This is a genomic window from Actinomadura bangladeshensis, assembly GCF_004348335.1.
Taxonomy (GTDB): domain Bacteria; phylum Actinomycetota; class Actinomycetes; order Streptosporangiales; family Streptosporangiaceae; genus Spirillospora; species Spirillospora bangladeshensis.
Genome location: NZ_SMJW01000202.1, coordinates 1 through 14845, shown reverse-complemented (window position 1 = coordinate 14845; position 14845 = coordinate 1). Strand labels below are relative to the sequence as shown.

General features: G+C 76.5%; 10 protein-coding genes. 3 read left to right on the top strand and 7 right to left on the bottom strand.

Going from position 1 to position 14845, the window contains the following annotated elements; all coding sequences use genetic code 11:
- A partial coding sequence (locus E1284_RS29995) for an RsbRD N-terminal domain-containing protein (protein WP_481726196.1) occupies positions 1 to 456 on the bottom strand: 456 nt, incomplete at its 3' end.
- Positions 457 to 595: 139 nt separating this feature from the next.
- Here E1284_RS29995 and E1284_RS29990 point away from each other — a divergent pair.
- The 3 genes from E1284_RS29990 to E1284_RS29980 are packed head-to-tail and all read left to right on the top strand — an operon-like array spanning position 596 to position 4148.
- Positions 596 to 1939: a flavin-containing monooxygenase gene (locus E1284_RS29990; RefSeq protein WP_131943518.1), complete on the top strand. Its 1344-nt coding sequence runs from the start codon at positions 596 to 598 to the stop codon at positions 1937 to 1939.
- Complete coding sequence (locus E1284_RS29985; protein ID WP_165965479.1) at positions 1936 to 2781, top strand: SDR family NAD(P)-dependent oxidoreductase; 846 nt, start codon at positions 1936 to 1938, stop codon at positions 2779 to 2781. The genes E1284_RS29990 and E1284_RS29985 overlap by 4 nt, the downstream gene beginning before the upstream one ends.
- Entirely contained in the window at positions 2778 to 4148 is a 1371-nt protein-coding gene (locus E1284_RS29980; protein WP_243714831.1) for an MFS transporter, read from the top strand. The genes E1284_RS29985 and E1284_RS29980 overlap by 4 nt, the downstream gene beginning before the upstream one ends.
- 7 nt (positions 4149 to 4155) lie before the next feature.
- Here E1284_RS29980 and E1284_RS29975 read toward each other — a convergent pair whose 3' ends face one another.
- The 6 genes from E1284_RS29975 to E1284_RS29950 form a co-directional block, all read right to left on the bottom strand.
- Entirely contained in the window at positions 4156 to 5841 is a 1686-nt protein-coding gene (locus E1284_RS29975; protein WP_131943517.1) for a serine/threonine-protein kinase, read from the bottom strand.
- 67 nt (positions 5842 to 5908) lie between these two features.
- Positions 5909 to 9220, bottom strand: coding sequence for a hypothetical protein (locus E1284_RS29970; protein WP_131943516.1), 3312 nt, complete (start codon positions 9218 to 9220; stop codon positions 5909 to 5911).
- Positions 9221 to 9238: 18 nt separating this feature from the next.
- Complete coding sequence (locus E1284_RS29965; RefSeq protein WP_131943515.1) at positions 9239 to 12361, bottom strand: coiled-coil domain-containing protein; 3123 nt, start codon at positions 12359 to 12361, stop codon at positions 9239 to 9241.
- The gene (locus E1284_RS29960) at positions 12358 to 13002 is read right to left on the bottom strand and encodes a DprA-like winged helix domain-containing protein (protein ID WP_131943514.1); all 645 of its coding nucleotides are present in this window, start codon (positions 13000 to 13002) and stop codon (positions 12358 to 12360) included. Before E1284_RS29960 ends, E1284_RS29965 begins: the two co-directional genes overlap by 4 nt.
- Positions 12999 to 13538, bottom strand: a complete 540-nt coding sequence (locus E1284_RS29955) for a hypothetical protein (protein WP_131943513.1) — start codon at positions 13536 to 13538, stop codon at positions 12999 to 13001. The genes E1284_RS29960 and E1284_RS29955 overlap by 4 nt, the downstream gene beginning before the upstream one ends.
- On the bottom strand, positions 13535 to 14746 hold the full coding sequence (locus E1284_RS29950) for a hypothetical protein (RefSeq protein WP_131943512.1): 1212 nt from the start codon (positions 14744 to 14746) through the stop codon (positions 13535 to 13537). The genes E1284_RS29955 and E1284_RS29950 overlap by 4 nt, the downstream gene beginning before the upstream one ends.
- Between the last annotated feature and the right edge of the window lie 99 nt (positions 14747 to 14845).

Below are 14845 nucleotides of genomic sequence, written 5' to 3'. Positions count from 1 at the left end.
TGTATACGAGACAGGCGCCTCCCGGTGCGCCCGGATCAGCCGGGTCCGGACGGCCTCGGCCCAGTCGTCGTAGAGCTCCCGCGCGTCCAGCAGCAGCCCGTCCCCGACGCCCTCGGCGGCGGCGACCTCCCGGGCCCGCGACCAGATCGCGCGCTCGGCGACGTGGATCGCGCTCAGCACCGCCTCCACCGGCACGCCCTGCCGCGCGCGGGTCACGCCGAGCTCCGCGACGAACGCCAGCTCCGCCTCCGTCGGCCCGCGCCGCGCGGCGATCGCCCGGGTCGCGGCGGCGAGCAGCGCGCGGGTGTGCCCGGCGATGTCGGCGGGCGGCAGGACGGACACCTCCCGCACCAGGGAGGTCACTCCGGCGACCACGGACGGCAGCAGGTCCTCCTCGCGCGAGATCCGCTCGATGAGGTCGATCAGCGGCGTCCAGTCGGCGTCCTTCTGCTCCATGGCCCGATTGTGGTGCGCCACAACCCCGACCGCCAAACGCGTGGCCTCCTCCATGTTCACGGGCGGCGGCGGTCCTTAGGGTTGGAGGCCACCACAAGCCGACAGCCGCGAATGTGATGCCGTCTCCGGGAGCGCGCCCATGACCTCTGCCCGCCGTGTCGCCGTGATCGGCGCCGGGCCCGCCGGCCTCGCCGCCGGCAAGGCCCTGCGCGACGCGGGCGCGGACGCCGTGCTCTACGAGCGGGGCGACCGCCCCGGCGGGCTGTGGGCGCGGGGGAACGGGCAGTCGCCCGCCTACGCGTCCCTGCACCTCAACACCAGCAAGGGGCGCACCGAGTTCGCCGACTTCCCGATGCCCCGGCACTGGCCCGACTACCCGTCCGCCGACATGGTCGCCGGATACCTGGCCGACTACGCGGAGCGCTTCGGCGTCGTCCCGCACATCCGCTTCAACAGCCCCGTGGCGTCCGTGGAGCGCGACGGCCGGTGGACGGTGACCACCGAGTCCGGCGACGCTGAGCACTACGACGCCGTCGTGGTCGCCAACGGCCACAACTGGGACCCGCGGTGGCCCGACCCGGCGCCGCCCGGCGACTTCGCCGGCGCGCAGATGCACGCGCACGGCTACCGCGACGCCGAGGTCTTCCGCGGCAAGCGGGTCCTCGTCGCCGGCATGGGGAACTCGGCCATGGACATCGCCGTGGACGCCTCCCACGTCGCGCGCGGCCCGGTGCTGCTGTCGGCGCGGCGCGGTGTCCACATCGTCCCGAAGTACCTGTTCGGACGGCCGTCCGACGCGACCGGCGGCGCCCTCGCCGCGCTGCCGTGGCGGATCAGGCAGCGCGTCGCCGAGACGATGCTGCGGCTCGCCGTCGGCCGCCCGCAGGACTACGGCCTGCCGGCGCCGTCCGGCGGCCTGTTCCAGAACCACCCGACGATCAGCGACACGATCCTGCACCGGCTGACCCACGGCGAGGTCGAGGCACGGCCCGGCATCGGCCGCTTCGACGGCGGCGAGGTCGTGTTCACCGACGGCACCACCGACCCCGTCGACCTCGTCGTCTGGGCGACCGGCTACCGGGTCAGCATCCCGTTCCTGTCGCGCGACCTGGTCGGCGACGACCCCGAGCGGCTTCCGCTGTTCAAACGCGTCTTCCACCTGGACGACCCGAGCCTGGCCTTCGTCGGGCTGATGCAGTCGACGGGCGCGGCGCTGCCGATCGTGGAGGCACAGGCCAAGCTCGCGGCGGCCTACTTCTCCGGCGCCTACGCGCTGCCGGCCCCGGCGGAGCGGCGGCGGGACGTCGCCCGCGCGCTGCGCGCCGCGACCGCGCGGTGGGGCGACCGGCGGCCCATGATGCGGGTCGACTTCGACCGGTATGTTGCGGATCTGCCCCGCGAGCTGGCGGCGGGCCGGGCCCGGCTCGCGCGGGGCGGCGCCCCGCCGTTCACCCCGGCACACCGAGAGGAGACCGCGGCATGAGCACCTCCCGCCCGTCCGGCGGCCGCGACCCCCGCGGCATGCGGGTGATCGTCACCGGCGCGTCCGGGACGTTCGGCCGTGCGATCGGCACCCGGCTGACGGGCCTCGGCGCACGCGTCGCCGGCCTCGACGTCGCGCCCCGGCCGGACGACCCGTTCGACGTCCTCGCCTGCGACATCACCGACGACGACGCCGTCCCCGCCGCCGTCGCGGCGGCGGTCGAGCGGCTCGGCGGCCTCGACCTGCTGATCAACAACGCCGGGATCGGCGGCCCCGCCCCGGCCGAGCTGCCGCCCGGCGAGGAGGTGCGCCGCCAGCTCGACATCAACCTGCTCGGCGCCTGGCGGACAACGTCGGCGTGCGTGGACGCCCTGGTCGAGTCGCGGGGCCGGGTCGTGATGCTGGCGTCCCGCATGGCCGTCATGCAGCTGCCGCTGGCCGCCGCCTACGGCGCCTCCAAGCGGGCGCTGGTGGCCTATGCGGACGCGCTGCGCATGGAGATCGGCACCCACGTCGGCGTGACGTGCGTGTACCCGTCGGCGGTGCGCAGCCCGATCCACGACTCCACCGCGGCGGCCGGGCTCTCCCTGGAGGGGATGAGCCGCTACGAGCCGCTCGACGGGGTGGTGGACGCGGTCGTGTTCGCCGCCCTGTCCCGCCGCCCCCGCCGGGACGTGACGACGACCCGGCGCGGCGCCGTCGAGTTCTTCCTCGCCCGGCACCTGCCCGCGCTGACCGACCGGATCGTCGCCCGCACGTTCGGCGCGCGCGTCCGCTCGGGCGCCTTCGCGGGCGCCGAGCTCGCGGCCGGCGCCGTGCGCCGGCACGCGGGGCGCGGGTGAGCACGGCCGCGTCGGCGCGGCCCGGCACCGGCGCCCGGCCGCGCGCCCTCGACCTCACCGGCTACGCCGCCGGTTCGCTCGGCATGGGCGTGTGGGTCACCGTCCCCGGCCTGCTGCTCCTGTACTTCATGACCCACACGCTCGGGGTCTCGCCCTTCCTCGCCGGGCTCACGCTGCTGCTGCCGAAGATCATCGACGCGGTCGCGCATCCGCTGTTCGGGACGCTGTCGGACCGGCAGGCCCGCCGCGCCGGGCACCGGCGCGGGATGCTGCGCTGGGGGCTGCTGCTGGCGTTCGCCTGGATCGGGCTGTTCTCGGTGCCGTCCGGCATCTCCGGGTGGTCGGCGGCGCTGTGGGTCGGCGGCTTCTACATCGCGGGGAACGTCCTGTACGCGTGCTTCCAGGTGCCGTACCTGACGACGCCGTCCGACCTGCGGATCGGCTACCACGAGCGCACCCGCGTGTTCATGTACCGCATGCTGCTGCTCACCGTCGGCCTGCTCGGCGCCGGGGTCGCGGCACCGGCGCTGGTGTCGTCGGGGGAGCGCGGGGACTACGCGCGGATGTCGGTGCTGCTCGCCGGCGTCCTCGTCGCCACCGGCGTGGTCGCGGTCGTCTTCGTCCGGCGGCTCACCGACCGGTGCGGTTTCCGGGTACCGGACGGGGACGGCGACCCCGTGTCCGGCGCGTCCGTCCTCGCCGACGTCAGGATCGCCTGGCGGGACCGGGACTTCCGCACGCTCGCCCTCTCCTACCTGTTCACGAGCGTCACGACGCACCTGTTCCTCGCCGCGGTGCCCTTCTACACCGAGTACATGCTGGACGACGAGGGCCTGACGGCGGTGCTCATGGGCGCCTTCCTCGTCCCCGCCGTCATCGCCGGGCCGGTGTGGAAGAAGGTGTCGCAGCGGACCGGCAAGCAGCGCGCCCTGCTGGCGTGCCAGGGCGCGTTCGTCCTCGGCCCGCTCGCCCTGTGGCCCGGCGACGCGGTGGGCCTGCCCGCGACCGTCGCGGTGATCGCCGTGCTGGGCACCGCGTTCGCCGGCCTCCAGCTGTTCGCGTTCTCGCTCGTCCCGGACGTGGTGGCCGCCGCCGAGTCGCGCGGGACGGCGCGTGCCGGCGCCTATACCGGCGTGTGGACCGCGACCGACGCGACCGGCACCGCCATCGGCCCGTACGTGTACTCCGCCGCCCTCGCCATCGGCGGTTTCGTCTCCACCACCGACGGCAACGCCATCGTCCAGTCGGACTCGGCGCTGCTGGCGATCCTCATCGGCGTCACCGTCGTCCCCGCGGCGCTGATGGCGGTCGCCGTGGCGTTCCAGGCCCGCTTCTCCCTCGACCGCGCGCCCGCACCGGCCCGGTAGCCGCCCGTCAGGCCCACGTCGCCTTCGCGAGGATCTCGCGGAGGCCGGGCGTGTCCCACTCGTCCACGATGAGGAGCCGCGGATCCGCCAGGTACCAGTACCGCTGGACGTAGGCCGCTCCGGCGGGCCGGAACTGGTTGGCGCCGTTCAGGAAGACGCAGTTCAGCCGCCACTCGCGGTACTGCGCCGACCGCGTCCCGACGGGGCCGGTCCCGGTCCGGGCGGGCTTCTCGCGGTCCTCGGGGGTGCCGATGCCGTTGAGGTCGCCCCGGTGCGGGCAGGTGCGGAACGCCTCGGTCTCCGGCCCCCAGGGGCCGTTGACTCTGAAGCTCCGCCAGCCGGTCGACCCGTCGTTGACCCACGGCTCGCCGATCACGGTGAACCCGGGGCAGTTGTTGTCGTAGGCCTTCCGGTTCTCGTCCCGCTGCTCCTCCGGGAGGAGCGTGGAGGGCGAGCATCGTCCGGGCGTGCTCACCCAGTAGTTGCCCTCGGGGTTGCCGGGCAGATCGGTCAGCCGGGTCAGCCTCCAGCTCTCCGGGACCGTGATCGAGAACGCGCCGAACGACATGCGCTTCCCGGAGGGCGTGGGCGTGGCCGCCACGGTGACGTGGTCGCGGGCGGGGCGGGTCGCCGCGTAGACGCCGACGCCGGCCGCGGCGGTGCCGGCGATCGCCGCGCCCGCGATCGCGACGCCCGCCTTGCCGCCGACCGCGGACAGGACCCCGCCCGAGCCGGCCGCCGTCCCGCTCGCCGCCGCGCCACTCGTCCCGGCGGCCGCGCCCGCTCCCGCCGCCGCGGCTCCGGCGCCGGCTCCGGCCGGGACGAGGCCGGCGGCGGCGAGGGGGAACAGCGCGGCGAGCGCGGCGGCCGCGAGTGCCAGGGCGCGCACGCCGCGCCGCTCCCAGTCGGGCCCGTACGCCTGGACGGCGATGCGGTCGAGTTCGCCGACGAAGTGCGCCGCGCTCGGCGGCCGGTAGGCGGGCTCCTTGGACATCCCCTGGAGAACGAGCGTGCGCAGCGGTTCCGGGACGTTCTCCACCGGGATGGGCGCGGTGGCGTGCAGCCCCATCAGCGCGAGCCGATCGTCCGCGCGGTAGGGGCGCTCGCCGGTCACGCACTCGTAGAAGACGCAGGTGGCGGCGTACACGTCGGTGGCCGGGGTGGCGGGCTCGCCGCGCCACTGCTCGGGCGCCATGTAGACGGGGGTGCCCGACCGGTCGCCCTCGCCGGTCCACACGGCGATGCCGAAGTCGATGAGCTTGCTGAGGCCGTCGGCGCGGACGACGACGTTGGCGGGCTTGTAGTCGCGGTGGACGACCCCGGCGGCGTGCGCGGCGGCCAGCCCCCGCAGCGAGCCCTTCAGCACCAGCAGCGCGGCCTCGGGGCCGAGGGCGCCGTGCTCGGCCAGCACCCGTTTCAGCGGGACGCCCTCGACCGCCTCCATGATCAGCGCCGCGCCGTCCTCGTGCTCCACCAGCCGGTAGAGGCGCGCCACGTGCGGGTCGTCGACCCGGCCGAGCATCCGGGCCTCGTTGCGGAAGGCGTCCTTGGCCTCGGGGCCGGCGCCGGCGGGCAGGTACTTGATCGCGACAGGGGTCCCGGACGTGCCGTGCCGGGCCAGCGCCACCCGGCCCTGCGCCCCGCGGCCGAGCTCGCGCACCTCGTCGAACTCCGAAACCCGCCACTCCGCCACCGGCCACCCCTTGGGTCCGACCCGAAAGATCCACTCATCTGACGCAGCGCGCCCGCGGATGGTTTGGTCATTCCCGCGATGTCATGACGCCTCTCGCGGTGAACGCCACGTCCGGTTCGGGATGCGCGCGCAGCGCCCGCAGCAGGACGCGCCAGGGGCCGGGCCAGCCGGCGCGCGGGCCGTGCCGGGCGGTGAGCGCGCACGCGAACAGCCCGCCCGCGAGGTCGCCGCGCCCGGCGAGGCGCTCCGCGTGCGGGAGCACGTCCCCGGCGTCGGGGAGCGTGCCCCGCGGTCCGTCGGCGAGGGCCGCGGCGACCCGCTGGACGGCCGGGACGGGGTCGTCCGCGCAGTCGTCGGCCAGCGCGTCCGCCGCCGTGCCCTCCCAGCGCAGGGTCGCGGCGGACAGCTCCCGCCCGAGCGGCCCCGGAAGCCGCCCGATGACCGCCCGCAGGACGGGCTCGGCGGCCTCGCGCCGGTTCGCGGCGGCGTTCCCGAGCGCGTCCGCGAGCGCCGTCAGCCGCTGGGCCGCGGGCAGGTCCCGTTCGGCCTCGGCGTCCGCGACGTCGCCGGCACCGGCGAGCGCCGCGGCGGCGCCCGCCAGCTCCTCCGTGCCGGCGCCGCCCACGGCGCAGGTCACCAGCGTGAACAGCGCGGTCCGCCAGCGGCGGATGTCGTCGAGATCGGTGAGGACGCCGGCCAGCACCGCCGGGATCTCCGGCGCCCACGGCGTCCACCGGCCCAGCGCGGACAGCGCGGCATCGGACGCCTCCGGGGCGGTGGAGCGCGCCACCCGCACGACCAGCCCGGCGTAGTGCGCGCGGAACTCGTCCTCGATCTCGTGCGGCCACGCGCCGAGCACCTGGCGGGCGAGGTCGCGGGGCCCGCCGGCGGCCTCGGCCAGGATGCGCCGCGCGACCGGGTCGGCCAGGTGCGGCCGCACGGCCGACACGATCGCCGCCCGCACGTCCCGGTGCTGCCCCGGGTCGTCCCAGGCCGCCGCGACGACGTCCATCGCCTCCGGCGCGCGGGTGCGCAGCAGGATCCGCAGTGCCTCCTTCCGCGCGGTGATCTTGCCGTCGGCGAGGACCGGGCGGAGCAGCGCCGCCAGCGCCGACGGGCGGACGAACCGCGCCGCGCGTCCCGCGGCGTAGACGGCCACGTGCGCGTCGTCGGACGAGGCGTGCGCGAGCAGGTCGGGCAGGACGTCCTGGGGGCGGGCCGTCCAGGGCGCGGCGGTCAGCGCCGCCCGGCGCAGGTGCGCGTCGGACGACTCCAAGTAGGGGCGGAGCCGCTCGGCGGCCACGCCCGGGACCGCGGCGATCGAGGCGACCGCGCGTCCCCGGTCGGTGGCGGGCAGCCGCCGGTCGCCCGCCACGCGATCGAGGAGGCGCAGGCAGGCGGCGTGCTGGCGGGCCGTCCAGCGCCGCGTCCAGCGCGGGTCGAGCCACGGGACGTAGGTGACGTCGCCGCGCCGGAACCGCCCGGCGGGCGTCGCGCCGGCCAGCACGAGGTGGAGCAGGTCGGTCCGCTCGGCGGCGATCGCGGCGAGCACCGCCGGGACCGCGACGCTCGACGGGTCCTTGGCGACGACGCGCTCCACCCGCTCGCCGCGCGTCCCGGGCGGCTCCAGCCAGTACGTGATCGCGTCGCGGATCACGCCGTCCGCGCGTGCGTCGAGGGCCTTCTCCAGCGCGTCCTGGAGCGCCGGGACGCCGTGGGCGCGGCGGCCGAGCGCGCGGACGAGCGCCAGCGCGAGCATGTGGTCGTCGCGGCGCGCGCCCTCCTCCAGCAGCGGGGCGAGCCGCTCGACGAGCCGGTGCTCCCGGCCGCGCCGCAGCACGGTGTCCAGCCGGCCGAGGCGCCTGAACGCGGCGTGGCCGAGGAGGCGCTCCATCAGCCCGACACCGGACGCCGTCAGCGCGGCGTCGTCGCGCATCGCGCCCTGCCGGAAGAACGCGCGGGCGATCTCGACCAGCGTCCCGCGCGTCGCCTCCGAGCAGTCGCGGGCGTTCAGCGCGTCGTCGGCCAGCCGCTCCACGGCAGGAGCGTGCTCGGACCGCAGCACCGCCTCGGGGACCGACGCCAGCGCCCGCAGCGCGGCGCCGCGCACCGGGTCCTGCTCGTTGCGCAGCCGCCCGAGGAGGTCCAGCAGCGCGGTCAGCACGTCCGGGTCGCGCTCGCGTCCGGCGCACTGGACGAGCAGCGCGTACCCGGCCGCGCGCTCGTCGGCGTCCGGCCGGCGGATCAGCTCCGCCAGGACGGGCCGCGCCTCCTCGAACGGCAGGAAGGCGGAGACGGCCTGCACCCGCTGCGGACGTCCGGCCACCGCGCGCAGCGCCAGCATGCGGCGCGCCTCCCGGACCCGGACCGCACGCGGCAGGACGTCCAGCAGCTCGCCGCCGAGTTCGGCGGCGGCCAGGTCGACGCCGTCCATCGCCGCGTCGAACAGCGCGCCGCGCCGGCTCGGCGGCACCGCCTTCAGCAGCAGCCGCAGCGTCCGCTCGTCCTCCCGGACGGCGCGGGCGATGCCGGTGAGCGCGTCCCCGCCGATGCGGGCGAACCGGTCGCGCATGGACCGGCGGCGGATCAGTGCGGGCAGGATCGGCCGGCAGTCCTCCGACAGCAGCAGCCCGACCGTGCGCTCCGGCTCGGTGTCCAGCAGCGTCCCGATCCAGGGCCGCAGGGCGTGCGGCAGCTCCCTGGCGTGCCAGTGGTCCTCCAGGAGCCCGAGGACGCGCCCCGGGTCGTGCCGCACCGCCGCCGCGACACCCGGGCCGTTCGGGTACCACCACGACGTCTGCGCGCCCCTGGACAGCCGGGCGAGCTCCCGCTCCGCGCGGTCCAGGACGGTGCCCGGATGAGCGCGGCCCAGCGAGTGGTGGTTCGGGACGGCGTGCGCCAGGGCGCCGATGCGCCGGGCCGCGTTCCCCGGGGTGCAGGCGGGCAGCAGCGCGGCGGCCTCGTCCGCGCCCCACCGCTCCTCGATCGGCCCGATGAGCGCGTCGGCGAGGTCGGTGCGGCGGTACCGCCTGATCGCCCGGTAGGTCGCGGTGCGGACCGCCGACGGGGCGTCCCGGAGGCTGTCGGCGAGCGGTCCGGGCGCGGGGGCGTACCGCACCGCCAGCCGCGTCGCCCGCACCGCCAGCGCCGCGTCCGGGTCCCCGGTCGCCGCCAGGATGTGGGCCGCGGACGCCTCGTCCCGGACGACCGACGCGACGAACAGCGCGGTGGACCGCTCGTAGTGGCCGCGCCCGCCCAGCTCGGCGAGCAGCGCGGCCAGTTCCGGCTCGCCCGCGTGCCGCCGCAGCTCCACCAGGCGGCGTACGCGGGCGCGGTGCGGGAGGGGCTCGATCTCGGCCAGCAGATCATCGGCGCGCATGACGCGCATCGTGCCGGATCAGCCGTCCGGATTCACCTGCTTTTCCGGTTCGTCGGGGCGGGAGGCCGTGATCTGCTCGGCCAGCATCCGGACGCGGGGCTCGTGCTCGTCGTAGCCGACGACGACCGGGGGCTCGTTGTAGGGCATCGTGTCGGACGAGCGGCGCAGCTTCACGTACTGGCCGCAGGCGTCGATCGCGTACGGCTCCATGTCGTCCTGCAGGGCGCCGATCACCGTGATGCCGTGCGTCTCGCCGATTTTGCGGAACAGCGCGACGGCCTCCTTGCGGTGCTCCTTGCCGAGGTTGCGGCCCAGCTCGTCCAGGACCAGGACGAGCTGGCTACCAGACCCCCGACGGGCCCCCGCCGGGCGGCCGCCGCCGGAGCTGGCGAGCGCCGCCGCGCACACGAGCTTGACGGCCTTCTCGTCCATGAGCGCGGTGTTGGCGCGCCGGTTGTAGGGGACGTACCGCTGCCCGTCCGAGCGGCGCCACTTCGGCGTGACCCGCCAGCGCCACTCCTGCTCCGGGTCGCCCGGCTGCTCGGGGGTCGGGAACTCCAGGGTCGCGCCGTAGCCGCCGTAGGCGGTGTCCAGCTTCTCGAACTCCTCGGCGACGCGCTGGAGGCAGGCGCGGATCGCGGCGGTCAGCGCGGTGCGGTGCGCCTCGGCCGCGCCCGCCGCCTCCGTCGCGCCCTTCTGCGCCTTCTCCAGGTCGGTGCGGCGCCCCGACAGCTGCACCTCGATCTGCCGGCGCTGGTGCTTCTCGTAGTCCTGCTGCCTGCGCAGATGCCCTTCGAGGGCCTGCGCGAGGCGGGCGAACGTCGCCTGCTCGCGGTCGGTGCGGCGGCCCTCGCCCTCGGCGCGCTCGCGCAGCAGGAACCGGATCTCCTCCGGCATGTCCTCGTCGGACGGGCCGTCGGGGAACACGCGGCGCAGCGCCTCCGACAGGTGCTTCTCGGCGGTGTGCCACCACTCGGCGGGCGTCCAGGTGGCCTCGTCGTCGTCCAGGGCGGACAGCCACTCGGCGGCGGCCTCGCGGGAGCCGCCCCAGCCCTTCTCCAGGTCGTCCAGGCCGAGCGCGGCGCGCTTGCCGGCCAGGTCGGCGGACGCCCGGCGGATCTTGTCGCGCTCCCTGTCGTGCGCGTCCCTGCGGCCGCGCAGCCGGTCGATCTCCAGCGCGCGGGTGTCGGCCTTGGCCTGGAGGCGGCGCAGTGCCTGCTCCGCCGACCCGAGCCGCGGGCCGAGCCGGGACTCGCCGCTCGCCAGCTCCTCCAGGCTCTCGCGCAGCTCCGCCATGCGCTCGCGGACCTCGTCCAGCTCCTCCGCGGCGCGGGCGCCGGCGAGCCGCCGCCCGGCGAGCGCCACGTCGGCGGCGGCGTCGGACGTCGCCTGCCGGGCGCGGTCGAGCGCCTCCTGCGCGGCCTCCAGCGCCGTGCGCGCCGCCTGGACGCGGGCGACGCGCCCGGTGACGGGTTCGGCGAAGCCGCCGATGACGACCGCGCCGGTGCCGTCGCCGGTGCCGTCGCCGGTGCCGTCGCCCTCCAGGGCCGTGAGGAACCGTCCCAGCGCGAGTTCGCAGCGCACCCCCTCGGGCAGGCCGTCGCCGCCCGCCGGGACGATCATGGAGCCGGGCATGCCGCCGAGGGCCTTGACGGCCGCGCCGAGATCGCCGGCGCCGACGACGACGGCCTCCCGGTACGGCCACAGGGCCGCCTCCCAGCGCTCCCGGACGTCCTCGGCCAGCTCGACCGCGTCCAGCAGGCCGACCGCCGCGATGCCCTGCGCGGCCAGCGCGCGGATCTGCTCCGGCGCGCTGCCCTCACCGGCCTCCGCCTCGGCCAGGGACCGCTCCGCGCGCGCGACGGCGCCCCTGGCCATCCCGAACTCCTGCTGGGCCTCGTCGCGGCGCGCCTCGGCCTCCTTCAGCTCGGCCCGGGCGGCGTCGCCGTCCCGTCCGTCGGACTCGCGCTGCCGCTCCTCCAGCGCCGACACCCGCCGGCGCAGCTCGTCCATGCGGTTGCGGGCGACGGCCTTGTCGGCGCTGAGCTTGCCGGCCTGCCCCTTCAGCTCGGCGAGCGCGGCCTGCGCCTCCTGCAGCTGAGCGTCCAGCGCGCCGCCGGTGAGCTGCTCGATCTCCCGCTCCGCCGCCCTCGCGGACTCCGCCAGCTCCTCGCCCTCCCGGTGCAGCCGGTCCTGCTCGGCGGCGTGCGCGGCGTCGGCCTCGGCCGCGTCCACGAGCAGGCGGGCCTGCCGGGTCCGCCAGTGCCGCAGCGCCGCCGCCACCTCGTCCCGCGCCCGGTCGCGGCGGTCGAATGTCGTCAGCAGGCTCGCCGCCTCCCGCTCCCACTCGGCGAGCCGCTCGGTCGCCTCCGCGGCCTTGGCGCGCTCCCGGTGCTCCTCGGCGCGGGACGTGCGCTCGGCCTCCAGTTCGCGGTCGAGGCCCGTCAGCGCCGCGATCGCGCTGAAGATGCGCTCCGGGCTGATCTCGTTCAGCGGCTGCGACAGCAGGTTCGTCGCGACCTTCGACCGCACCGAGGTGGACAGGAACGACACGCACCTGACCCGGCCCCCGTACAGGACGCGGCCCAGGTCCTTCGCAACGAGGTCGCGGCGCCCCGCGCTGCGGGGGAGGCCCGCCCACAGCCGGTCGGCGAGCGCCACCCGGTCGGCCTCGGACGGCGCCGACGCCAGGTGCACGCCCCGCCGCCACCGGATCTCCAGGTGCGGCGCGTCCACGTTCACCCGCAGCCAGACGGTCACCGCCCCGCCGTCCTCCACCGGCTCGGCGTGGTCGAAGACGCCGACGATGTACCCGTGGTCGGCGCTCGCCCACTGGCTGTCGCCCTGCGCCGCCAGCTCCGCGTTGAACAGCAGCTCAGCGACCGCACGCGCGCCCGACGCGAACCGCCACTGCTCGTCCCCGAGCAGCGCCGTGATCGCCGCGATGAACGACGACTTGCCCGCGCCGTTGGAGTCCTTCGGCCCCTGCCCGGCCACCACGATCAGCGTCCCCGGGACGGTCGGCACCGGGTGCGTCGACAGCCGCGAGATGTTCACCGCCTGCACGGCCACGAGCGTCCGGTCGCCGACGACGTTCTCGGTGTCGCGCGCGGTCAGCATCGGTTCGGTGACGGCCGTCATGTGCTCTCCCCCCGTCCCCGCCGCCGGGCCCGGATCGCCGCGGCGAGCGGCGAGTCCGGCCCCGCGGCCAGGATCAGCTCCTCCTGCAGCCGCCTGCGCGCGGCATCGGTCAGCCGGTGGAACTGCGGCCCCGGCACGAACCCGCCGGCGTCGTCCGCGCCCGCCTTCATCTGCGCCACCAGGCCCGCCAGCCGCAGCCGCCGCAGCGACGCCTCCAGCTCGGTGACCGGCAGCTGCGTGCGGCGGCGCAGCTCGTCCAGCGGCGTGGGATGCGGCGACACCCACGTGTCGTCCTCCAGCAGCCCGGCCGCGCGCGGGATCGCCACCGAATGGATCAGCACCAGCGTCAGCACCGCCCGCTCCCGCACCGGCAGGACGCACGCGGGGTCCGCGGCCAGCTCCGCGGCGACCTCGTCCCGGTACCCGGACGTCCACCGCGTCCGCTCCGACCGGACGAGCGTCCGCCCGCTGAGCGCGAGCATCCCCTCGACCGTCCGCCGCAGCGCCGGCTCCCGCAGCGCCGCGAACCGCACCTCCGGCACGGGCTCGGCCGCGTGCTCGACCGCCATGTAGGCCGCCACCAGCTCGGCCCGCCGCCGCTCGTCGTAGGACCGCAGCAGCCCCTCGAACAGCTCGCTCACTCCGCGCCCTCCTCGGCCGCGTCCCCACCGGGTTCGGGAAGGCGGTGGAGGAGGTCGCGGAGGGACGCCAGGGAGCCCTCCGGCCAGAGCGCGACGCGGGGGCCGGGACGCAGGGTGCCTGCGGGCTCGTCCAGGAGCAGCCAGCCGGTGTCGTGCAGGCGGCGCAGTTCTCCGGTGGCCCAGCGCCGGGCCAGGTCGCCGTCGCCGCGCGACATGTTCGCGTAGACGTCCAGGACGTCCGCGACGGTCGCGGGGGAGCCCGGCCAGGGGGCGTCGTCCAGGCGCGTCCAGCAGCAGCGCAGCGCGGCGGCGAGGACGCGGCGCGCCTGGCCCGCGCGGTCCAGCGGCATGGGGGCGGTCTCGTACTCCTCCAGCAGCGCGGGCGTCGCCCCGTCCGGCCATGCGGGGAGCAGCCATACGCGGTCGCCGTCCGTCGCGGCGACCGTGCCCGGCGGCACCGGGTCGGCCGCCGGCATGGACGGGCCGCCCAGCAGCCGCGCGCGTGCGCGGGCCAGCACGTGCGGGTCGACGCTCATGCGCCCGTCCTCTCGAACCAGCCGGGGGACACCCACGTCGGGGAGCCCTCGGGACGCACGGCCAGGCCGTCCGACCAGACCAGCCGGTAGGGGAGCTCGGGATGCAGGTGCGCCGACGAGAGGTCGGCGAGCATGCGGCGGGCCGCGGCCCAGTCCCGCGCGAGGACGTCCTCGACCGCGACCCGGTCCCGGCCGCGCAGGATCTGCTCGGCGATGTCGCGGAGCCGCTCCAGCGCCGCCGAGTCCGCCCCGGTGTCGCCCGACAGGCCCGAGTCGGGCACCGACGGGCGGGGCGGCGCCGGACGCGGCGGTGTCGCGCGCGGCCCGTCCTCCACGGCCGTCACCACCGCCGACGGCTCGTGCCACGGGGCCGCCGCGTCGAACACGAACCCGTCCAGGACGGCCGCGAGTTCCTCCCGCGCCGCGGTCCGCGTGAACGTGCGCCATGTCTCGGGCGGCAGCAGCGTCAGGTTCCGGGTGGTGCCCGCCGAGTCCGACAGGCGCGCGGCGGCGCGGCGGGACGCGTCGCCGTAGGCGTAGATGGCGGCGCGCAGGTCGGTGCAGGTCCGGTCGAGCTGCGGCCAGCGGCGCAGGATCGCGCCGTGCAGCCGCTCGGCGCGCAGCAGGATCTCCTCGGTCCCCCACAGCTTCGGCGCCTGCTCGCGCAGCTCCTCGATCGTCCCGTTCGTCAGCGTGACCAGCTCGACGCTCCACAGCCGGAACGCGCGCGCGAGCCCGTCCGCGCCGTCCCGCGCCTGCTCGGGTGTCATGCGCGGGTCGGCGACGTTGAGCTGCTCCAGCGCCAGCAGGCGGTGCATCTCGCTCTGGCCGCCGTCCAGCATCATCCGGCGGACGAACATCAGCCCGACCACGCTGGTGAACGACGCCCGGTACCGCAGCTGGTTCGGCTTCGGGAACACCTCCCGGACCGCGCCGAGCCCCTTCAGCACCCGCAGCCGGTTCTCGAACACCTCCGCCGGGTACCGCCGGCACACGTACCGCATCTGCTCGCGGCTCAGCCCGTCCTCGCCCGCGTCGGCGAACGCCGCGAGCAGCGTCTCGGCGACGTCCACCAGCTCCGGGTCGTCGACGACGGCCCCGCTGTCGCGCGCCAGCGCCGCGAACATCTGCCGGTACACGCCCAGCACCGCCTCGCCGACCAGGACGTCGTCCAGACTGGCCGCAGCACTCTCGGAGGTGGGGGACACGGCCCACTACGCTACGGCCCCAACCCTCCCAACGCAGAATCGAACCAGTCGCCGCCGGCGGGAGGCCCCGGCCGGGCGGGGCCTCCCGGGGGTGTCAGG